This window comes from Streptomyces sp. NPDC006296 (genome assembly GCF_040613235.1).
Lineage (GTDB): Bacteria > Actinomycetota > Actinomycetes > Streptomycetales > Streptomycetaceae > Streptomyces.
The window spans coordinates 86753-106689 of the sequence record NZ_JBEXRT010000021.1 but is presented as its reverse complement, the minus strand read 5'-3'; the positions used below and the strand labels follow the sequence as shown (position 1 = coordinate 106689).

At 69.5% G+C, this 19937-nt stretch carries 18 protein-coding genes and 1 pseudogene; 10 read left to right on the top strand and 9 right to left on the bottom strand.

Annotation, left to right across the window (positions count from 1 at the left end; translation table 11 throughout):
• The first annotated feature begins 189 nt into the window (after nt 1–189).
• The gene (locus ABZ172_RS17210) at nt 190–588 is read left to right on the top strand and encodes a hypothetical protein (protein ID WP_356884569.1); all 399 of its coding nucleotides are present in this window, start codon (nt 190–192) and stop codon (nt 586–588) included.
• 129 nt (nt 589–717) lie between these two features.
• Here ABZ172_RS17210 and ABZ172_RS17205 read toward each other — a convergent pair.
• Nucleotides 718–810: pseudogene (locus tag ABZ172_RS17205) on the bottom strand (IS5/IS1182 family transposase); the annotation flags it as partial.
• Between the two features lie 452 nt (nt 811–1262).
• Between ABZ172_RS17205 and ABZ172_RS17200 the strand changes: the two are divergent.
• Nucleotides 1263–2114, top strand: coding sequence for an N-acetyltransferase (locus tag ABZ172_RS17200; RefSeq protein ID WP_356884553.1), 852 nt, complete (start codon nt 1263–1265; stop codon nt 2112–2114).
• 475 nt (nt 2115–2589) lie between these two features.
• Here ABZ172_RS17200 and ABZ172_RS17195 read toward each other — a convergent pair whose 3' ends face one another.
• Nucleotides 2590–3171, bottom strand: a complete 582-nt coding sequence (locus tag ABZ172_RS17195) for a TetR/AcrR family transcriptional regulator (RefSeq protein WP_356884552.1) — start codon at nt 3169–3171, stop codon at nt 2590–2592.
• A gap of 198 nt (nt 3172–3369) precedes the next feature.
• Between ABZ172_RS17195 and ABZ172_RS17190 the strand changes: the two genes are divergently transcribed.
• Genes ABZ172_RS17190 through ABZ172_RS17175 form a run of 4 tightly spaced genes read left to right on the top strand, consistent with a single transcriptional unit; the run spans nt 3370 to nt 8225 of the window.
• The gene (locus ABZ172_RS17190) at nt 3370–3948 is read left to right on the top strand and encodes a 2Fe-2S iron-sulfur cluster-binding protein (protein WP_356884551.1); all 579 of its coding nucleotides are present in this window, start codon (nt 3370–3372) and stop codon (nt 3946–3948) included.
• On the top strand, nt 3945–4937 hold the full coding sequence (locus ABZ172_RS17185) for a xanthine dehydrogenase family protein subunit M (protein ID WP_356884550.1): 993 nt from the start codon (nt 3945–3947) through the stop codon (nt 4935–4937). Before ABZ172_RS17190 ends, ABZ172_RS17185 begins: the two co-directional genes overlap by 4 nt.
• Nucleotides 4934–7090, top strand: a complete 2157-nt coding sequence (locus ABZ172_RS17180; protein WP_356884549.1) for a xanthine dehydrogenase family protein molybdopterin-binding subunit — start codon at nt 4934–4936, stop codon at nt 7088–7090. The genes ABZ172_RS17185 and ABZ172_RS17180 overlap by 4 nt, the downstream gene beginning before the upstream one ends.
• Complete coding sequence (locus ABZ172_RS17175) at nt 7083–8225, top strand: XdhC/CoxI family protein (protein ID WP_356884548.1); 1143 nt, start codon at nt 7083–7085, stop codon at nt 8223–8225. The genes ABZ172_RS17180 and ABZ172_RS17175 overlap by 8 nt, the downstream gene beginning before the upstream one ends.
• A 425-nt stretch (nt 8226–8650) precedes the next feature.
• On the opposite strand, the gene ABZ172_RS17170 is transcribed toward ABZ172_RS17175, so the two are convergent.
• Both ABZ172_RS17170 and ABZ172_RS17165 read right to left on the bottom strand, forming a co-directional pair.
• Nucleotides 8651–9088, bottom strand: coding sequence for an SRPBCC family protein (locus tag ABZ172_RS17170; RefSeq protein WP_356884567.1), 438 nt, complete (start codon nt 9086–9088; stop codon nt 8651–8653).
• Nucleotides 9089–9508: 420 nt separating this feature from the next.
• Nucleotides 9509–9889, bottom strand: coding sequence for an FKBP-type peptidyl-prolyl cis-trans isomerase (locus tag ABZ172_RS17165; protein ID WP_356884547.1), 381 nt, complete (start codon nt 9887–9889; stop codon nt 9509–9511).
• A 549-nt stretch (nt 9890–10438) separates the two neighbouring features.
• Between ABZ172_RS17165 and ABZ172_RS17160 the strand changes: the two genes are divergently transcribed.
• Entirely contained in the window at nt 10439–10957 is a 519-nt protein-coding gene (locus ABZ172_RS17160; protein ID WP_356884546.1) for a YceI family protein, read from the top strand.
• Nucleotides 10958–11077: 120 nt separating this feature from the next.
• Here ABZ172_RS17160 and ABZ172_RS17155 read toward each other — a convergent pair.
• A protein-coding gene (locus tag ABZ172_RS17155) for an IS3 family transposase (protein ID WP_356884545.1) occupies nt 11078–12258 on the bottom strand; the annotation gives its coding sequence in 2 pieces (ribosomal slippage) (nt 11078–11971 and nt 11974–12258; 1179 coding nt in all).
• 67 nt (nt 12259–12325) lie between these two features.
• Between ABZ172_RS17155 and ABZ172_RS17150 the strand changes: the two genes are divergently transcribed.
• Nucleotides 12326–12910, top strand: coding sequence for a dihydrofolate reductase family protein (locus ABZ172_RS17150; RefSeq protein WP_356884566.1), 585 nt, complete (start codon nt 12326–12328; stop codon nt 12908–12910).
• 332 nt (nt 12911–13242) lie between these two features.
• On the opposite strand, the gene ABZ172_RS17145 is transcribed toward ABZ172_RS17150, so the two are convergent.
• A complete protein-coding gene (locus tag ABZ172_RS17145; protein ID WP_356884544.1) occupies nt 13243–14064 on the bottom strand; it encodes an SDR family NAD(P)-dependent oxidoreductase in 822 nt (273 codons plus the stop codon).
• Nucleotides 14065–14179: 115 nt separating this feature from the next.
• Between ABZ172_RS17145 and ABZ172_RS17140 the strand changes: the two genes are divergently transcribed.
• On the top strand, nt 14180–14779 hold the full coding sequence (locus ABZ172_RS17140; protein ID WP_356884543.1) for a TetR/AcrR family transcriptional regulator: 600 nt from the start codon (nt 14180–14182) through the stop codon (nt 14777–14779).
• A gap of 549 nt (nt 14780–15328) precedes the next feature.
• Nucleotides 15329–16864, top strand: a complete 1536-nt coding sequence (locus tag ABZ172_RS17135; RefSeq protein WP_356884542.1) for an alanine/glycine:cation symporter family protein — start codon at nt 15329–15331, stop codon at nt 16862–16864.
• Between the two features lie 245 nt (nt 16865–17109).
• Here ABZ172_RS17135 and ABZ172_RS17130 read toward each other — a convergent pair whose 3' ends face one another.
• From ABZ172_RS17130 to ABZ172_RS17120, 3 genes are read right to left on the bottom strand one after another with little or no spacing between them, the layout of a single operon-like run.
• Nucleotides 17110–17484 (bottom strand): STAS domain-containing protein, encoded by a 375-nt coding sequence (locus ABZ172_RS17130; protein WP_356884541.1) that lies wholly within the window; start codon nt 17482–17484, stop codon nt 17110–17112.
• 1 nt (nt 17485) lies between these two features.
• On the bottom strand, nt 17486–18775 hold the full coding sequence (locus ABZ172_RS17125) for a SpoIIE family protein phosphatase (RefSeq protein WP_356884540.1): 1290 nt from the start codon (nt 18773–18775) through the stop codon (nt 17486–17488).
• Nucleotides 18775–19575: an alpha/beta hydrolase gene (locus tag ABZ172_RS17120; RefSeq protein ID WP_356884539.1), complete on the bottom strand. Its 801-nt coding sequence runs from the start codon at nt 19573–19575 to the stop codon at nt 18775–18777. Before ABZ172_RS17120 ends, ABZ172_RS17125 begins: the two co-directional genes overlap by 1 nt.
• Nucleotides 19576–19937: the final 362 nt, after the last annotated feature.

The window sequence follows — 19937 nt, the reverse complement described above, 5'->3', positions numbered from 1 at the left end:
CTCGACGCGGTCGAGCCGAGCCGGGCCGGCCCCTTCGCCTCTGCCGGCAAGCCCGTCCAGCGACACCCCGCATACCCTGCTCCACCGGCCCCCGGCCCTCAACGAACGGAACAGGACCTGGCCCCAGTCCCCCGGCAACCGATGACCAAGCCCCAGACCATCGCAGCACCACAGACAGAGAGGCTCCTCATGCCTGCCGTTCTCAACGTCGGCCTCGACCCGCGCGTAGTGGGCGACCCGGACAACCCGAGCGAAGCGTTTCCCACCGTCGACAGCGCGCAGGTCCGCGCAGGTCTGGAGAAGACGGCCGCGGAACTTGCCGGACTCGGGCTGGATTTCGAGAACTGCCTCCTCGACCGTGCCCCCGGCGCGGAGAACCGCTTCCGCGAAACCATCAGCCAGAAGCACTACGACGTCATCAACGTCGGCGGAGGGGTCCGCCTGGACCCGTCCATGACACCGCTCTTCGAGAAGCTCATCAACATCGCTCGGCTCCACTCCCCCGCCTCCGTGCTCTGCTTCAACACCGGACCCACCAGCACCGCAGAGGCCGTACGACGGGTCTGGCCCCCTGCTGAAGGCGCGTAACCAGCTCAGCACCGGCCTACCGAGAACACCACGTGAGCGCGCGGGGTCAGGCCGGGGCGTTCGCGCCGCGGAGCTTGAAGAGGAGAACCTCGTGCGGCTGCGGCCCCGGCACCGCCTCGGTCCGTCCGGCCGAGCGCGTCGGCAAGTCATGCCGGCGCCGAAGCAGAGTTCCTGCGGAGGGTGGTCTCGGATGATCCCGGTGTGCGGCACGAACCGGATCCCCTGGAACACCATCCGGTCCGGGCACCGCTTGCGCCCCGGGTGCCGAGCCCGGTGCTCCGCCTTCGGCGGTTACGGGTCGGCTACCGCCCACGACTCGTCATCGGCGTCCCACGGCTTCGGCCGCGCCGCCCACACCCCCGGAGCACCGGGCCGGGGGTGATGCAACGACCTCGGAGATCATTGCGTCAGGGGTTCCAAGGGGGCGAGCTGTCGGTGATGTCCGGTGTCGAGTGCTGCTCGTACTCGATCAGCGTTCGCGACACCGGGCGGCAGCACGTCGGGCCTGCGTGGAGTCGCCGGGCGCGGGCCCGGGCGAAGTGGACGTGCGGGTGGGCTGTGGTTCGCGCTGCGGCAGAGGTGGTCGGGGAGGTGGAGGAAGGGCGCCCGCCCCCATCACAGGATGCGGACATCCGGCCGCTTGCGGGTTCGACCGGGGCGTTATCCTCGCGCTCATGCCTCCTGTCCTGCGGCGCACGCTGTCCTCCATCGAGGCCTCCCGGGCGCTGCGCGTGCTGAGCGTGTGGACGCCGGCCGACGCCCCGGCCGGGAGCCTGCATCCGGGGGACCTCGGCTGGCGGCTGCGCCACGCGGACGCGACGGTCCATCTCTGGGTCAACGCGCGCGGCGACGGACGGGCCGATCCCCGGATCGATCTGCGGCACGACGCCGCCGCGCCCGTCGCGGTGGGTTTTCTCGACGGGCGGGTGCTGCGGGTGACCGCCGCACCTGACGCCGATCTCGGGGCGCTCGCGGCGGACGCCGGAGACCTGCTCGTACCGGGCAACGACTGGACCGACGGTCTGCCCGTCCCGGGATGGCGGCCCGATCGTGAGGAGCCCTGGCTGGCCCTGTCCTGGACCCCGGAGCCGGTGACGAGCCGCGCGGAGCCGGTCCGCGACTCCGACGCGTCCGACCGGGTGCTGATCCACAGGTCGGCCTTCCCCGGTTCGAAGTTCGCCCTGAAGCACTGGGAGACGATGCGGGCGTCCCCGGCGGGCCACCTGCTCGTGGAGGCCCTTGTGCGCACCCCGGGCGGGGACCCCGCGGCCGCCGCGACCGGCTGGTTCGGGGGTGTGGGCCGATGCGGCCTGCTCGAACCGGTCGGCACCCACCCGGAACGTCGCGGCCACGGCTACGGCCGCGAGGCCGTGCGGGGCGTGTGCGCGGCTCTCGCCGACCGGGGCGCGAGTGCGGTGGCCGTCCTGACACCGGCGAGTAACGAGGCCGCGGTGGAGCTCTACCGATCGGCCGGATTCACCGTCGTACGCGAGTACCACCGCTGCAGGCGTCCTGAGCGGGCCTGAGTTCCCGCTCGCGTGCCGTTGGTCCGGAGGATCTCGCCGGCCCCGGGCGGCAGGGAGGACGGGGCAGCGCCGCCGGGTGTCGGTGAGGGGGCGTGGGTGGGCGAAGGAGAGGCGGGCGGACGTGGGCGACGTCGGGGCTCGCCGGTGAAGGTGGTCCCCGCGCGGTGCCGTGGGTGGCGCGGTGGCCGAACGCGGTCGGCGTACCGGTGACCTGGGTGTCTGCCTGAACAGGCGAAACGTGTGTTCTGCTTGCGAGGCGCCACGAGAAGGGCCGGCGGCAGCGGTCGGCATCCGTCTCGGTGGAGCGGGTGGCCGATCACCACGGCCGGACCGGCTTGTTAGGTCCACCGTTGAGCGAATTCCGGCCACCGTCGACCGGGTGTGACCGCGGGTCTCGATCCCGAGGTCAGCAGCGAGGGTCCGCAGCCGTCGGATCCGGTGGCTCGTCGCGGGTGGGACCACCGGCCCGCAGCTCTCAGTGGCCGGGCGCCCCCGCGCGCAGTCCGTTCATCACGAGGTCCAGCAGGCGGGCGGCCCTGGGCTGCCAGTCTTCCTGCGGATCCAGCTGCCAGAGGCCGGCGATGGCCAGGAAGAAGTCGTCCGGGGTCACGCCCGGCCGGATGGTGCCGGCCTCCTCGTTGGCGCGGAGCAGCGTTCCGGCGGCTTCCATCACCGGGGCGGGTCCGGGTTTGGCCGGGCCGCCCGGTGTGCTTGTGACCAGCCGGATCGCGTCGGCGAGTCCGGCTTTGGTCATGGCGAACCGGGCGAGTCGGTCCATCCACTCGCGCAGGGCCGCGTCGGGTGCGCGGCTGCACAGGAGCTCGGCCGCGGCGGTGGCGACCTGTTGCATCTCGTAGCGGTAGATCTCCAGGACGAGTGCTTCGCGGTGGGGGAAGTTGCGGTAGAACGTGCCCTGTCCGACGCCTGCCTTCTTCGCGATCGCGCTCAGGGGGGCGTCCGGGCGCACCGTCAGCTCGGTCATGGCGACGTGCAGGATGCGCTCGCGGTTGCGCACGGCGTCCGAACGCGCGGGCGTTTCCTTCTTCTGCTGGGACACGCGTCCTCCTGACGTGTGTGTGGCGGAGTTCCGTCCTTGTTAAGCGGACAACTGTCCGTTACGTTGGTCGTCCAAGCGGACAGCAGTCCGGTTAGGGCTACCTTAGCGCGGCCCGGTGCCGGTACGCATCGGGCTGTGCACCCGGACGGCTGCCGTCGCGCCGATCTCCCCGTCACCGGACACCGAAGAAAGCTGATCATGGTTCCAGCACCCTCGTCGACCACCCGTACGGTCGCTCTGGACATCAACGGCGAGAAGCACCACCTGTCCGTCGACCACCGCACCACACTCCTCGACGCCCTGCGCGAGCGCCTCGGCCTCACCGGCACCAAGAAGGGCTGCGACCAGGGGCAGTGCGGGGCCTGCACGGTCCTGGTCGACCGGCGCCGCGCCGTCTCCTGCCTCCATCTCGCGGTGGCGGCCGAGGGACGCGAGATCACCACCATCGAAGGCATCGCCGACGGCGAGGACCTGCACCCCGTCCAGCAGGCGTTCCTCGACCTCGACGGCTACCAGTGCGGCTACTGCACGCCCGGCCAGGTCTGCTCGGCCATCGCCGTCATCGAGGAGCACGCGGCCGGCTGGCCGAGCGCCGCCACCGCGGACGTGCGCCCCGAGTCGGTGCCACCACCCCTCACACCCGAAGAGATCCGCGAACGGATGAGCGGCAACCTGTGCCGCTGCGGTGCGTACGTCTCCATCGTCCAGGCCGTCGCCCAGGGCGCCCGGGCCCACGAAGAGGCCCGTACGGCAACAGCCGAGGAGGCCGCCGCGTGAAGGAGTTCGACTACCGGCGCGCCCAGGACGTCACCGGTGCCCTCGACCTGCTCGCGACCGGACCGGACGCGCGGTTCCTCGGCGGTGGCACCAACCTGGTCGACCTGATGAAGAGCGGCGTCGAACGCCCCGCCCTCCTCGTCGACGTGCGCGAACTGCCGCTGGACCGGGTCGAGTCCACGGGGGACGGCGGCCTGCGTATCGGGGCGACCGTCACCAACAGCGATCTGGCGGCCCACCCCGACGTCCGCCGTCGTTACCCGGCCTTGAGCCAGGCCGTGCTGGCCGGAGCCTCCGGGCAGCTGCGCAACATGGCCACGGTCGGCGGCAATCTGCTCCAGCGCACCCGCTGCGGCTACTTCACCGACGTCAGCGGACCGTGCAACAAGCGCGTCCCCGGCAGCGGCTGCCCGGCCGTCGCCGGTGAGCACCACAACCACGCGGTCCTCGGTGCCTCCGACCACTGCGTCGCCGTGCACCCCTCCGACATGGGCGTGGCCCTGACGGCGTTCGACGCCCAGGTCCGTTACGAGACCCTCGACGGGCCGGGCGAGGTGCCGCTCACCGACCTCTACCTCCCTGTCGGCGACACCCCGCACCGCGAGACGAACCTGCCGCCCGGCGCACTGATCACCCACATCACCCTGCCCCCGGCGCCGGTCGCCGCCCACTCCCGCTACCGCAAGGTGCGCGAGCGCGCCTCCTACGCCTTCGCCATCGGGTCCGTCGCCGCCGCACTGGACGTGCAGGACGGGCGGGTCCGCGAGGCGCGGCTCGCCCTGGGAGCCGTCGCCTCCCGGCCCTGGCGTGCCCGTGCCGCCGAGACCGTCCTGACCGGCGCACCGGCCACCGGCGCGACCTTCGCGGCCGCCGCGGACGCCGAACTCGCCGCCGCCGCACCACTGCCCGACAACGGATACAAGGTGACCCTCATGCGCAACCTCGTGGTCTCCGTCCTGACCGAACTGGCGGAAGGTGACGCCCGATGACCACCACCACGCCGGGCCCCCCGGCGCTGCGCACGGCCGTCGGCACCGCCCGCACCCGGGTCGAGGGCCGCGAGAAGGTCACCGGCACCGCGCGTTACGCCGGCGAGATCCCCTTCGCCGGCCTGGCCCACGGCTGGCTGGTCCTCTCCACCGTCGCCCGCGGGCGCATTCGTGACATCGACACCGCCCCGGTGCTCGCCATGCCGGGCGTCCTCACCGTGCTCCACCACGGCAACGCCCCGCGCCTGCACACCGATTACGTCGGCATGCTCGGCACCCCACCGGACCCGGCCGCCGTCGTCTTCCAGCACGACAGGGTGCCGTTCGCCGGCTGGCCGGTCGCCCTGGTCGTGGCCGAGACCCCCGAGGAGGCGAGGGAGGCAGCCGAGACGCTGGTGGTGACGTACGACCGGGAGCCGCACACCACCGTGCTGACCGCGGACGACCCCGATGCCTACCCGGCCGCCGGTCACATGCCCGCGGAGACCGAGAAGGGCGATCTGGAGGGCCGGCTGGCCGCCTCCGCCGTCGTGCTGGACGAGGAGTACACCACCCCCGAGGAACAGCACAGCATGATGGAGCCGCACGCGGCCACCGCCCGGTGGGAGGACGGACGGCTGGAGGTCGTCGACTCCAACCAGGGCGCCGGCTGGGTCCAGTCGGAGCTGGCCACGCTGTTCTCCCTCGACGTGTCCTCGGTACGGGTGCGCTCCGAGCACATCGGCGGCGGGTTCGGCAGCAAGGGCCTGCGCGCTCACCAGGTGTCCGCGGTCATGGCCGCCACCGCACTCCAGCGGCCGGTACGCGTCGTCCTGACGCGACGCCAGACGTTCTCGCTGGCCGGATACCGCAGCCCCACCGCCCAGCGGGTCAGGCTCGGCGCGGACCCCGACGGCCGGCTCCGCGCCCTGGAACACCGCTCGCTCAACCAGACCTCGACCGTCTACGAGTTCGTCGAGCCGAGCGCGGGCGTCGCCCGGATCCTGTACGACGCCGACGCCCACCGCACGGCCAACCACGTCGTACGCCTCGACGTGCCCTCCCCCACCTGGATGCGGGCGCCGGGCGAGGCACCGGGGTCGTTCGCGATCGAGTCGGCCCTCGACGAACTGGCCGAACGCGCCGGTGTCGACCCGGTCGAACTCCGCCTGCGCAACGAGCCCGAGACCGGACCCGTATCCGGCCTCCCGTTCAGCAGCAACAACCTGGCCGCCTGCCTCCGCGAGGGCGCCCGCAGGTTCGGCTGGGCGGACCGCGACCCCCGTCCGGGCATCCGCCGCGACGGCCGCTGGCTGCTCGGCACAGGAATGGCGGCAGCCTCTTTCGGCGCCGGAGCCATGCCGTCCACGGCCCTGGTCACGGCGGAGGCGAGCGGCTCCTACATCGTACGGATCGCCGCCGCGGACATCGGTACCGGCGCCCGCACCGCGCTCACCCTGATCGCCGCCGACGCCCTGGAGACCACCCCGGAACGGGTCCACGTCCGGATCGGCGACAGCGACTTCGGCCCCGCGATGATCGCCGGCGGTTCCATGGGCACCCGCTCCTGGGCCTGGGCGGTCACCGCGGCCGCCACCGAACTGCGGGAACGGCTCGCGACGGCCCCGGACATCCCGCCGGAGGGGATCACCGTGCGCTCCGACACCACCGAGGCCCTCGGCGCCCTCGCGCAGAAGGAACGGCACTCCTTCGGCGCCCAGTTCGCGGAGGTCGCCGTGGACACCGCCTCCGGCGAGGTCCGGGTCCGCCGCATGCTGGGCATCTTCGCGGCCGGCCGGATCGTGAACCCGCTCACCGCCCGCAACCAACTGGTCGGCGGAATGACCTGGGGTATCTCCATGGCCCTGCACGAGGAGGCGGTCCGCGACCGCAACACCGGCCGCCACTACTCCCCCGACCTCGCCGGCTACCACGTGGCCACACACGCCGACGTGCCCGCCATCGAGGCCGACTGGGTGGACGACCACGACCCCGACGACCCCATCGGGATCAAGGGAGTCGGCGAGGTCGGCATCGTGGGCGCGGCCGCGGCCGTCGCCAACGCGGTCTGGCACGCCACCGGCGTACGCCACCGGAATCTGCCCATCCGCCCCGACCGTGTCCTCGCGGCACCCGCACTTCCGCCCACGGACAGCGGAGCGGCGGATGCTTGACATCGCCGACACGCTGAACACCTGGATGGACGAGGGCCGGGAGTTCGCGGTCGCCACCGTCGTCGCCGTGGACGGCAGCGCCCCACGCGGCCCCGGAGCGGCCCTCGCCGTCGACACCCAGGGCACAGCCATCGGCTCGGTCTCCGGCGGCTGCGTGGAGAGCGCCGTGTACGAACTGTGCGCCCAGGCCCTCCAGGACGGCCGAACCGTACGCGAACGCTTCGGCTACAGCGACGAGGACGCCTTCGCCGTCGGCCTGACCTGCGGCGGGGTCCTCGACATCATGGTCACACCGGTCCATGAGGGATCACCGCAACGTGAAGTGCTGCGGGCCGCGACCTCCGCCGCAGTCTCAGGCGGGCAGGCGGCGCTCGCCCGGATCGTATGCGGCCCGGCGGAGCTGCTCGGCCGGGCCCTGCTGGTCCGCCCCGACGGCAGCCACGAGGGTGGGCTCGGCGGCCGCACGGAGCTGGACCGCACGGCGGCGGCCGAGGCACGGGCCCTGCTGGACACCGGCCGGACCGGCACCGTCGCCCTCTCCGAGGACGGCTCGCACTGCCCTGGCGGGCTCACCCTGCTCGTCGAGTGCAGCGTGGAACCACCCCGCATGATCGTGTTCGGTGCCGTCGACTTCGCCACGGCCCTGGTGCAGGTCGGCAAGTTCCTGGGCCACCACGTCACCGTGTGCGACGCCAGACCCGCCTTCACCACCCGGGCCCGCTTCCCCGAGGCCGACGAAGTCGTCGTCGACTGGCCACACCGCTACCTGCGGACCACCCGGACCGACGAACGCACCGTGCTGTGCGTCCTCACCCACGAAGCCCGGTTCGACGTACCCCTGCTCACCGAAGCGCTCCGGAGACCGGTCGCGTTCATCGGTGCGATGGGCTCGCGCCGGACCCACGAAGACCGGCTGCGGCGGCTGCGTGAGGCAGGACTGAACGATCACGAGCTGGCACGGCTGCGATCCCCCATCGGGCTGGACCTCGGAGCCCACACACCCGAAGAAACAGCCCTGTCCATCGCCGCGGAGATCATCGCGGCGAAACGCGGCGGAACGGGCCTGCCGCTGACCGGCGGCGCACACTCCATCCACCACGACCCGAAACGGACAGCGGAACAGAGAGCGGCCTGACAGCCTTTCCCCACCAGCAGCCGGTTCCCAGCGATCACGGACCAGCTCCCGAGCCATTCCGGACATAGCGCCCGGATCCGTCTCCAGGTACCGGACCGGCACACCGATGGCGCCGCAACCCCCTCAGGTTTCCGGCGCCATCGGCCGGACGCACGAGCGGCGCCGGACCGTGGCCACAGACCTTCCGGCGCACTCCTCGGAGGGGCACGTACTGTGCGCTGTCGGCGCACCGGGGGGCTCCGAGGCGTCTGCATCACCGATCACGACCACCCCGTGGATGGCGGAGCGAACGACACCCCCGAACGCCTCACGCCGCCGATCCCCACGCGTGGCGGGCCTCATGCCCGGCTGCCCGGAGATACGCGACAGGTCTCAGGACGCGATCTCGCCCCCTGCGGCTATCGGCAGCTTCGTTTCCTACGGGGTCATGCTGCCTGCCCGCCGATGGCGGCAGGCATGCTGACGGTGATCTCGTCGCCCAGGCGCTCGAATTCGCGGCGCAGGAAGGGATCGGCCAGGCGCGCCAGGCCGTGGAACCGGATCGTCGCGCGGTAGGTGACGACCGTGTGTTCTCCGTCGGCCCGCATGCTCAGGTCGTCGCGTGAGGTGGCGGTCTTGTTCTTGCCCTCGAAGACCACATGGTCGTCAGTCAGCGTGACCAACCGGTACTGGAGCTCTGTGCGCCGGCCACGGAACTCGGAGACGTTGTGCCACTGAGCGCCTTCGGCCAGAGGGCCTTCGCCGATGCGTTCGCATTCCTGCGTCCCCGGGTCCCAGTCGACCGCATGAGAGAAATCGGCCAGGTAGCGCACCACCTCCGCCAACGGGTGCTGGACGGTGATCTGTCGTTCTACATGGACCACGGAGACTTCCTTCCTGACGCTCACCGAGGACTGGGTGAGCGATGATCACGGTACAGCCGCGAGTGCCTTCGCGCCGGACAGGCCGCTCGGACCGGTCGCTGGCGGAAGACTCTCGCATGCAGATGCCAGACAGTTTCTCGATGAGACTGCTGCCGGGTCCGCTGCCACGCTCTGGCCGTCGTCCGCAGTAGCACTCCTCATCTGCCGGCCCGACTCGTACCCCGGTCCAGATGTTCCACTCGCCTCCCGCCGATACCGGCTTCACGGGGCCGCTGCGCCCCTCTCGACCGATCCGGTCACAGGAACTACCGCATGGCCGAATGACACCCGGCCTCCCCCTCTGCTCTCACCCTCGACGGGGGGAGGCCGGTTCCCCCGCCTCCGGTGGTGGGCGCGGAGGCCGCCGCACAGCGGGAGCCTTCATACGGCGACGGAGAGCAGGTCGACCACGAAGAGGAGTGTCGAGCCCGCCGGGATCGAGGGTGAGGGTGACAGGTCGCCGTAGCCGAGGCGCGGGGGAACGATGATCTCGCGCCGGCCGCCGACTCTCATCCCTCTGATACCGCGGTCCCACCCTTTGATGACCTTGCCGCCGCCCACGGCGAACTTGAACGTCCGGCCCCGGTCCCAGGAGGCGTCGAACTCCTTTCCGGACTCGAAGGTGACCCCGACGTAGTGCACATGGACGACCCTGCCCGGCCTCGCCTCGAGCCCGTCCCCGGCCACGAGGTCACGGGTGGTCAACTCGGTGGGAGCCTCACCCACCGGCAGGTCGATCTCGGGCTTCGCCAGTTCACTCATCACAGCCTCATCCGCTCGCCGCCGGCAGTCCTCGTACCGACCGGTCAGACACGTGGTCACCCGTTGCAGTAGACCATCATGCTGCCGCGCACACTGTGTCCGTGAAGCGCGTGAGGAAACGCGCAGCCCGAAGGCGCCGTGAGTCCGCAGCTACCGCCCGTGGCCGCCAGGCACACTGCAGCCCCGTGCCTGGACAGTGGACAGCAAGTTCACGGCGCAGAGATCAGCCCGTCGGGCAGAGCACACCAGCCGACGGACACGGCCACCCCGACAGGGCCGGCCTCATCCATGGGGACATGTACGGGGAGATGGCTGAAGCGCCCGCTGGTTCACGTATCCGGAGGAGTGTCGTACGGGTCCGGGTGCAGATGTCCGGGGACCGAACGGATCGTAGGCGGCAGACGAGCGCGAGATCCGCCGGTGCCTCAGGGTGGGCCCGCACAGGCCGTCGCGATCCGAAACGATCAGTCAGGGGCTGGCACACCCGCTGCTGCTGCGAGAGGCTGACCCCTCACGGGTTGATCTTCAGCACACGGAGGCTACGCGCTCATGACAGCACCGGAGAACCTGCTTTTACCAGCCGCAGGTACATACGAGATCGATCCAGTGGCATCAACGGTCCTCTTCGACACACGCGCCATGTTCGGGTTACTCCCCGTCCGAGGTACCTTCACCGTCGGCCATGGCCGGATCACTGTGGCAGATCGAGCTGAAGAGTCGTTGGTGCACGTCGTGATGGACGCAGGAAGCTTCACGTCGGGCAATCAGCAGCGTGACGACCACGTCAGGTCCGCTGACTACCTGGACGTGGCCCGGTTTCCCGAGATCGGCTTCCGGAGCCGGTATCTGGAACATTCCGGCGCTGAGGCCACTCTGCACGGCGAGTTGACGGTATGCGAGGTGACCCAGCCGCTCGCTGTCACACTCGGCACGGTCGCCCACGAGGGCAAGCGGATGACAGCGAGCGGTACTACTACGATCGACAGGTACGCCTTCGGCATCACCAAGGCCAAGGGCATGACGGGGCGGCATCTCAAGATCACTGTGGAAGTCGTCGCCCACCGCTGAACCGATCGTCGTGGTGAGCGGCCCGCGGATATCGCCCGACAGTCGACGAGGCCGCGTCCGCGACACGATTCGCCTCGCGGACGCGGCCGGGACTGCTGCACGGTTGGGTGACAGCGGGGTTTATGCAGCCAGGGCTGCGGCTGGGGTCATGATGGTCTCGTACTCGATGGGGGTCAATCGGGCCAGGCGTTTCTGGCGCCGGCGGCGGTGGTAGGTGCGCTCGATCCAGGTGACGATCGCGATCCGTAGTTCCTGGCGGGTGGCCCAGGTGCGGCGGTCGAGGACGTTTTTCTGCAGCAGCGCGAAGAAGCTCTCCATGGCCGCGTTGTCGCCGGCGGCACCGACTCTCCCCATCGATCCGATCATGCTGTGACGTGCGAGAACTGCGACGAATTTCCGTGAGCGGAATTGCGACCCGCGGTCGGAATGCACGATGCATCCTGCGACCTGGCCGCGGCGGGCGACGGCGGATTCAAGGGCTCTGACGGCGAGGCTGGACTTCATCCGGGCGTCGATGGAGTAGCCCACGATGCGGCCCGAGTAGACGTCCTTGACCGCGCACAGGTACAGCTTGCCCTCGCCGGTGGCGTGTTCGGTGATGTCCGTCAGCCACAGCCGGTTCGGCCCGTCGGCGGTGAAGTCGCGCCGGACCCGGTCGTCGTGGACAGGGGGCCCGGCCTTGGCGGTCTTCCCACGGCCCTTGCGCTTGCCGAACGCGCTCCACCAGCCGTTGTCCCTGCAGATCCGCCAGGCGGTCCGCTCGGCCATCGGCTCACCGGCGGCGCGGGCCTCGTCGAGGAGGAAGCGGTGCCCGAATTCGGGATCGTCGCGATGTGCGTCGAACAGGGCGTTCGCCCAGTATGCCTCGGCGAGTTCGGTGTCGGTGACCGGTGAGGCCAGCCACCGGTAGTAGGGCTGGCGGGCCGGCTTGAGCACCCGGCACGTCACCGCCACCGGCACCCTGCGTGGGGCAGCGGCGGCGGCCAGCTCGCGGACGAGCGGGTACATCATTTTGACGGCAGTTTCGCCTGCGACAGATACGCCGCGGCCCTGCGCAGCACCTCGTTCTCCTGCTCCAGGAGGCGGATGCGCTTGCGGGCCTCGCGCAGCTCGGCGGACTCACCCGACGCCGTTGCGGGCCTGGCGCCCTCATCGGTGTCGGCGCGGCGCAGCCACTTCGACAGCGTGATCGGGTGGACGCCGAAGTCGGCGGCGATCTGTTCCAGGGTGACGCCGGGCTCGCGGTTGCGCGCGACCCGCACGACGTCCTCGCGGAACTCCTTGGGATACGGCTTGGGCACTGCAACATCCTTCCAGGCTGCCTCTCAGCAAGCCAGGTCAGGTGTCACCCAACCGTGCAGCAGTCCCATATCACTCGACGGCTTCGTCGCTGGGCCCGAGCGGAGCCGGGACAATCCTCTGGGTAAGCGTGGGCAAGAGCTGCATGGCTGGCATATGGGCGACCCACGAGCGACCGAAGCTGACAGGACGGCCAACAACTGGCTGATGCGCCCGCGCGGCGCCTACATCATGGGCCGAAACATGTTCGGGCCCATGCGAGGTGAGTGGAACGAGACGTGGGAGGGATGGTGGGGCCCCGAGCCTCCTTACCACGCCCCCGTCTTCGTGCTCACTCGCTACGCCCACGAATCGATCACAAGGGAAGGGGGGACCACCTTCCATTTCGTCACCGAAGGCTTCGACGCCGCGTACGCGCAGGCTCTCGAGGCCGCCGGCGGCAGAGGCGTGGATATCGCCGGCGGCGCATCGACGGTCCGACAGGCCCTCAATGCCGGCGCGATCGATGAGCTGACTCTAGATGTCGCACCCGTCCTGCTCGGCAGCGGCGAGCGCATATTCGGAGGCGTCGAGACCTTCGGCTTCGAGCCCGTCGAAGTGCTTCACTCACCGCTGACCACCCACATCCGCTATCGCAGACACGGTGTCCGCTGAGCACCAACGAGGTGTACTGGACCGCAGGGCGCCGACACGGCCCGTGCGCGACGGGAACATGCATCTCGGGTCAGAGTGAGATGACGTAGAAACAGGATCCCGGGAAAGCCAGCCGGCGCAGGACCGGTGCGCCATTCGGTGGTCGCCGCCCCGGTGTACCTGGAGCCGTTCCTCCTCGCGGTCACGGCTGTGGGCCTGGGTCCCCGGTACCGACCGTCTCGCGGATCTGCTGTGGGTCGTCGGCTGCGCGCCGGACAGGGGATTCACCTCCTTCCCCGCCCTGCCCGCTACCGCAACGGGCGAGGACGGGAAGGAAGTGGCGCGGGACCGGGTCAGCCAGGGGCGATCCGGCTGAGGTGCTCCCAGGAACGGTACAGATCCGCTCGGGCACGGCCCATCTCCAAGACGTGATCAAAGGACTGGGTGCCGACTATCAGCCGTCGGGGCGGGTCCGGCAGTGCGGCCAGTTCCATGATGACCGGGGCGGCGGTTTCCGGCTCCGGGCCGACAGCGTCGCCCCACATCGCCTCCATCGCGGTGCGCAGGGGCTGATACTTCGGCAGGGGTTCGGTGGTCGTGGTGCCGGCGGTGAACAGGCCGGTGTTGTAGCCGCCCATCTGCACGATGGTGACCTTGACGTCGAATCCTTCGACCTCCATCGCCAGCGCCTCACTGACCGCGTCCAGCGCGGCCTTGCCCGCGCCGTAGACCCCGACTGTGGCCATGCCGCCGCCGCTGCCCATCGAGGTGACCTGGAAGAGCCGTCCCCCGCCTTGGGCGCGCAGGTAAGGAAGGGCCGCCTGAGCCACCCACACAGCGCCGAAGAAGTTCACATCCATGTGCGCCCGGATCTGTTCCTCCGTGGCTTCCTCCACCATGCCGTAGAGCATCCCGCCTGCGTTGTTGACGACAAGGTCCAGCCCGCCGAACGCAGATGCCGCCCGCTCCATCCCGTCGAACACGCCCTGCCGGTCGGCGACGTCCAGCGGAAGCGGGACCAGGTGGGCGGGGTACTTCTCGTTCAGTTCCGCAAGGGGCCGGACGTCGCGGGCGGCAGCCACCACTCGGTCGCCGCCCGCCAGGGCGGCCTCGGCGAAAGCTCTGCCCAGGCCGCGTGACGCACCGGTGATGAGCCAGACTCTTGGATTCCCCACGGCACCTCACTCTCAGTAAAGGAAACGGTTCGTCTCGATTCGATTCGAATGTAGGGCATCACTGGAGGCCAATCAAAACGGATCGTCTCGTTTCACTTCCGGGTAGGCTGAACACATGCCCATCGAGAAGGGGCCGGACCACTCCCGGCGCAAGGAGCGGTCGCGGCAGGCGATCTTCGCGGCTGCCCGCGCCCTGGTGGTGGAGCAGGCATACGAGAAGGTCACCGTCGAAGCCATCGCCACCCGTGCCGGGGTCGGCAAGCAGACGATCTATCGGCGGTGGCCGTCGAAGAGCGCGGTCGTCTTCGCCGCCCTTCTGGCTCTGAGCGAGGACGCGGGCGGGCAATCGGTCGCGCTGCCGGACACGGGCAACCTCCGGACGGACCTCAAGCTCGTCATGCGCGCCACGGCGGAGGAGTTCACCGACCCGTCCTTCGACAGGCTGATCCGGGCGCTCAACACCGAGATCACCAACGATGCCGCGCTGGCTGCCGAGTACCGCGAGAAGCTGGCCCGGCCACTGGAAGCAGCGAAGAAGGCCCGGTTGCGCCGCGCCCAGGAAGCCGGTCAGCTCGACACCGAGGCCGACCTCGACCTGGTCCTCGAAATGCTCTACGCCCCCCTCTTCCAGCGGTGGCTGCATCGGAGCGGTCCGCTGACCGCCGCGTACGCCGACTCGCTCGTCGACGCGACCCTCAGGGCTTTCGGCCCCTGAAGAAGCCGAGCGGGAGCGACTCCCCACCCGCACAGTTCGCCCCGGTCGCCCCCGACTCCCGGAACGCCCGCCATCAAGCCTTCCAGCTGGAGGTGCAGGTGGTGACTCCGGGACCGGGCCACCTGTGACCACGACCCCACGACGATCCCCTCGGGCGCCGTCTCGTCACCCGTGCACGGATCGCGCAGTTGCCGCAGGCCCGGCACGAGCTGCCGCCACACGTCACGGACCATCGCCCCGAAGATGCCCGGCAGGCGTGACGGACAGTTCGGATAACGATCACGTCACACTCTCGACGCCCGCACGCCTGATCGCTTCGACTGTGATTTACATCACTAAAATTTTAGTAAAGGGCATGGTAGAACTATCCAACTCCGTTGTTCTCTCAGCCTGTTCAAACGGAGTACGGGAAGCCCTGCCGCAGTTCTCGAGGTCCCTGGCTCTCTTCTGCGCCGCAGATGCCATACAGCCGTCCGCACAGCACCGTCGGCTCCTCCCGGGCAGTGAAGGCGTTCCCAGTCCCCCACTCCCGCGTCCTCAAGGTAACCAGTGTCACTTGACTCCATCACGCAGAACATCGATGACTCCGTCAGCGGCTTCTTCGAGCCCATAGCCAAGTGGCTGGGTGAGATCGTCTTCTACTCGGTCAGCATCGGCGGAGCGGACGTGCCGCTCATCGTCACATGGCTGGTGGTGGCGGGACTGGTCTTCACCGGTTGGTTCGGCTTCGTCCAGGTCCGCAAGTTCCGGCTCGCCGTGAACGTGGTGCGCGGGAAGTACGACGACAAGAATGCGACAGGCGAGGTCAACCACTTCCAGGCGCTGACCGCCGCTGTCTCCGGCACGGTAGGCCTGGGGAACATCGCGGGTGTGGCCGTCGCGGTCTCGATCGGTGGCGCCGGAGCCACGTTCTGGATGATCCTCTGCGGCCTGCTCGGCATGGCCACCAAATTCGTCGAAGTCACCCTCGGTGTGAAGTACCGCGAGGTCCACACCGACGGCACCGTCTCCGGCGGGCCCATGCACTACCTGCCCAAGGGACTGGCCGAGCGCTTCGGCGACAGCGGCAGGACCTTCGGCAAGGTCCTCGCCGTTCTCGCCTCGATCATGATCCTTTTCTTCGGACTCTTCGGCGGCAACCTCTTCCAGGTCAACCAGTCCTATGCCCAACTCGTCTCCGTCACCGGCGGAGAGAACGGCGCGATGGGCTCCTCCGGCGGCGCCCTCGTCTTCGGCATTCTCGTCGCCGCGCTCGTCGGCATTGTGCTCCTCGGCGGCATCCGCTCCATCGCCCAGGTCACCAGCCGCCTCATCCCCGCGATGGCCGGCATCTACATCGCCGCCTGCCTCGTCGTCATCCTGGTCAACATCACCGCCGTGCCCGCAGCGGTCAGCACGATCATCGAGGGCGCTTTCAACCCCGAGGGTGTCGCGGGCGGCATCCTCGGCGCACTGATCATCGGCTTCCAGCGTGCCGCGTTCTCCAACGAGGCCGGTATCGGCTCCGCCCCGATCGCCCACTCCGCGGTCAAGACCGAGCACCCGGCCAGCGAGGGCCTGGTCGCACTGCTGGAGCCGTTCATCGACACCGTCATCATCTGCACCATGACGGCGCTGACCATCGTCATCGCCAATCCGGCCAGCTGGGGCGAAGCCCGCAACGGCGAGTCCATCGGCGGCGTGACGATCACCTCGGACGCGTTCGAGACCGTACTCCCCTGGTTCCCCTACGTCCTGACGGTAGCGGTGCTGCTCTTCGCGATCTCGACCGTTCTGACCTGGGGCTATTACGGCCTCAAGTCCTGGACGTATCTCTTCGGCCGCAGCCGCACCAGCGAGACCGTCTACAAGAGCCTCTACACCCTGTTTGCCGTCGCAGGATCCCTGCTCACTCTGCAGACCCTCATCGACCTGGCCGACGCGGTCCTCTTCACCCTCGCCGTCATCAACATCATCGGCCTCTACCTGCTCGCCCCTGTGGTCAAGCGCGAGCTGAACAGCTTCCTCGCATACGTGAAGGGACGAAATGCCGACGGGGCTGACGGGGACAAGGACGGCAACGAGCCTGCGAAGGTAACCGTCTGAGGCCGGTCACCCGGGGGGACGAGTGGATGCGCAAGCACCAGCACGGCACCCTCGAGGATGCCTGACCCTCGTGCCCGGGCCCGGGCGGCATTCCGTCCGGGCCCGTTCCGGGTCATTGAAGCCGTTCCGGGTCTCCAGAGACCTCCTCGCCCGCCGGTTATGGACGGCTCCTACCGGCCGCCGAGTTCCTCTGCGAGGACAAGGGGCTGAGCCTCGCGACGGGGCATCGCGAAGCGGAAGGGCTGTCACCAGTGGGGAGCCGGTACTCGCCCGGTCATCAGATCCCGATCGGTGGCGGTCGCGACGTCCGGGAAGATGGTGAAGACCTGGTCCAGACCGATGATGCCCAATGTGCGGGCTATGCGGGCGGGAACAGCGGCCAGGGCTATTCCGCCGCCTTGCTCGATGGCCAGGCTTCGGGCTGAGATCAGGGCGCTGATTCCGCTGGAGTCACAGAAGTCCAGACCGGCCAGGTCAAGAACCAGCCATTGCCCTCCTGCAAAAGTGAGGCCGTCCACGGCCTTGCGGAGTTCGGGCGCGGTCTCGTACTCCAGAGCGCCGATGATCTCCAGTACGGGACCGGTGGCGACGAGGCGGGTGGTGATCGTCAGCGGGCTCATGTCAGGTTGTCACTTCCGGGGTTGCAGACAGGGTGGGAACGCCGAGGGCCAGCAGCGCGGTGTCGTCGTCGAGTCCGTCACCGAAAGAGGCAAGCAGACCGGTGAGCGCCGTGATCAATGCCTGCGGACCCTGTGCGGGCAGGTCAGTGGCGAAGGCGCGCAGGGCTTCGTCGCCGTACAGCGAGCGGTCCGGTCCGGGCCGGGCCTCGGTCAGACCGTCGGTGTACAAAAGAAGGGTGTCGCCGGGGTACAGACGGGCGCGGGCGGCGGCGAACCGGGCCTGGGGAAGGACGCCGATGAGCATACCGCCGGGGGTGTGGAGATACTCGGCGCTGCCATCGGCGCGCTGGACCAGAGCGGAAGGATGTCCTCCGGAGGCCAGCCGCACCTCGACGTGGCGGTCGTCGGGCTGAATGACGCCGAATATGGCCGTGCAGTAGCGGCCTTCGCCGCTCGAGTACCGATCGTGCAGCACCGTGTTCAGGGTGGTGAGTGCGGTGACGGGGTCGGGGTCGTGGAGAGCGGCGGCGCGCAGAGTGTAACGGGCCAGCGAGGTGACCGCTGCGGCCCGGGGGCCCTTCCCGCAGACGTCGCCGAGGAAGAACGCCCACCGGTGGGCGTCCAGGCGGAAGAGGTCGTAGAAGTCGCCGCCCAGCAGGTCCGGGGAGGCCGTGTGGTAATGGGAGGCGGCTTCTACACCGGGAACTGCGGGCAACTCGGCGGGCAGCAGACTCTGCTGCAGGACAGCGAGTGCCTCCTGAAGCCGGACGCGGTCGGCCTCCGCCTGCCGACGCGCCTCCTCGGCCGCTCGGCGGCCACGCAGCAGCTCGGCCTCGTACGCACGACGGTCGCGCGCGTCGAAGACGGTGGTGCGGATCAGCAGTGGTTCGCCGTCCTCGCTGGTCTTCACCTTCGAGGTGACCAGCACCGGTATCCGCCCGGCAGCCCCGTTGATGTCCAGGGCGACACCGCTGACCTCGCCCTTCATCTGAAGCAGTGGGGCGAAGTGGGTCTCGTGGTAGAGCTTGCCGCCCACGCTCAGCAGGTCGGTGAACCGCATCCGCCCCACCACCCGGGACCGCTCCAGGCCGAGCCACTCCAGCAATGTGGTGTTGATCTTCGCGATGGTGCCGTCCATCAGCGTCGACAGGTACCCGCACGCAGCCTGCTCGTACAGCTCCTCGGCGCTGTCCTCCAACAGTGAGGTGAAGACCGCGTCCGTGGCATGGGCCTCCGCTTCCTCGTCCGGTTCGGGAGCCTCGTCGGCGCCGAGGCGCGTGGCGCACGCCATCAGGCGGCTCCGACGAAGTCGACGATCGCTGCGGCCGTGGACCGCGGTGCACTCAGCTGCGGACAGTGTCCTGTCGCCTCCAAGGTGACCAGCCGACTCGCGGGGATCGCATCGCGGACGTAGGCGCCGACTCCGCGGGGAGCAATGACGTCCTGCCGGCACTCCAGGACGAGAGTCGGCACCTGGACAGCCTTGAGGTCCTCCCGGCTGTCGGACAGGAACGTCGTGCGGGCGAAGACCCGCGCCATCTCAGGGTCGGTCGTGCAGAAGGAGGCGGTCAGCTCCCGGCCGAGTTCGGGGCGGTCGTCGTTGCCCATGATGAATGGAGCCATCGCCGCCGACCAGCCAAGGTAGTTCGATTCCAGCGACTCCAGAAGCTCGTCGATGTCGTCGGCACTGAACCCGCCGCGGTAGCCCCCGTCGTCGGTGTAACGAGGCGAAGGAGCGATCATCACCAGCCGGCGGATACGCTCCGGCGCCGCCGCAGCGGCGAGAGCTCCCACCATCGCGCTGACCGAGTGCCCGACGAACACCACTTCCCGCAGGTCCAGCTCCTCGACCACCTCCATCACATCCCGGACATAGCCTTCCAGCGAGCTGTAACGCTGCTCGTCCCAGGCCGACGGGTCCGCTCTGCCCGAGCCCACATAGTCGAAGAGCACCACCCGGTGACTCACCGCGAGCGCCGGGGTGACCAGGCGCCACATGTTCTGATCGCAGCCGAACCCGTGTGCCAGCAGGAGCACCGGCCCATCCGGACAACCGGTAACGGTGACGTTGTTCCTACGGCGGATATCCATGCCCGCCAGTCTTCCACCTCCTGGCGCCCCCAGGGCCGGGGCCCTGATCCCTTACGCGCTCAGTCACTCACCGTCGCGCTCGGACACCATCTGAACGGCCTCTCCCGAGGATCTTGCCGACACCGTCCGGTGGCTGCGCATGACGCCGTGGCGGGGTCCGCTCGACGACCCGGCTGTCGCTCGGCCGGTCTCCCTGCGGCTCTTCCTTCTGACAGGCCTTCGGGATCTGCAGCACGGTGCTGGAGACCGATGCCGACAGCCTGTGTCCTGTCGTAGCGTGCTGCGGTCCCACGGACGTGGTGAGGCGTTGGGCGGCGCCGGTTCCGGCACAGGTCTGGTCCGCCGTGGCACCGGACCAGGGA

Excerpts from the sequence above, each read along its gene's own strand:
- ABZ172_RS17210 (WP_356884569.1), top strand. The coding sequence starts at position 190 with ATGCCTGCCGTTCTCAACGTCGGCCTCGACCCGCGCGTAGTGGGCGAC.
- ABZ172_RS17200 (WP_356884553.1), top strand. The coding sequence starts at position 1,263 with ATGCCTCCTGTCCTGCGGCGCACGCTGTCCTCCATCGAGGCCTCCCGG.
- ABZ172_RS17190 (WP_356884551.1), top strand. The coding sequence starts at position 3,370 with ATGGTTCCAGCACCCTCGTCGACCACCCGTACGGTCGCTCTGGACATC.
- ABZ172_RS17180 (WP_356884549.1), top strand. The coding sequence starts at position 4,934 with ATGACCACCACCACGCCGGGCCCCCCGGCGCTGCGCACGGCCGTCGGC.
- ABZ172_RS17175 (WP_356884548.1), top strand. The coding sequence starts at position 7,083 with ATGCTTGACATCGCCGACACGCTGAACACCTGGATGGACGAGGGCCGG.
- ABZ172_RS17165 (WP_356884547.1), bottom strand. The coding sequence starts at position 9,889 with ATGAGTGAACTGGCGAAGCCCGAGATCGACCTGCCGGTGGGTGAGGCT.
- ABZ172_RS17160 (WP_356884546.1), top strand. The coding sequence starts at position 10,439 with ATGACAGCACCGGAGAACCTGCTTTTACCAGCCGCAGGTACATACGAG.
- ABZ172_RS17140 (WP_356884543.1), top strand. The coding sequence starts at position 14,180 with ATGCCCATCGAGAAGGGGCCGGACCACTCCCGGCGCAAGGAGCGGTCG.
- ABZ172_RS17130 (WP_356884541.1), bottom strand. The coding sequence starts at position 17,484 with ATGAGCCCGCTGACGATCACCACCCGCCTCGTCGCCACCGGTCCCGTA.
- ABZ172_RS17125 (WP_356884540.1), bottom strand. The coding sequence starts at position 18,775 with ATGGCGTGCGCCACGCGCCTCGGCGCCGACGAGGCTCCCGAACCGGAC.
- ABZ172_RS17120 (WP_356884539.1), bottom strand. The coding sequence starts at position 19,575 with ATGGATATCCGCCGTAGGAACAACGTCACCGTTACCGGTTGTCCGGAT.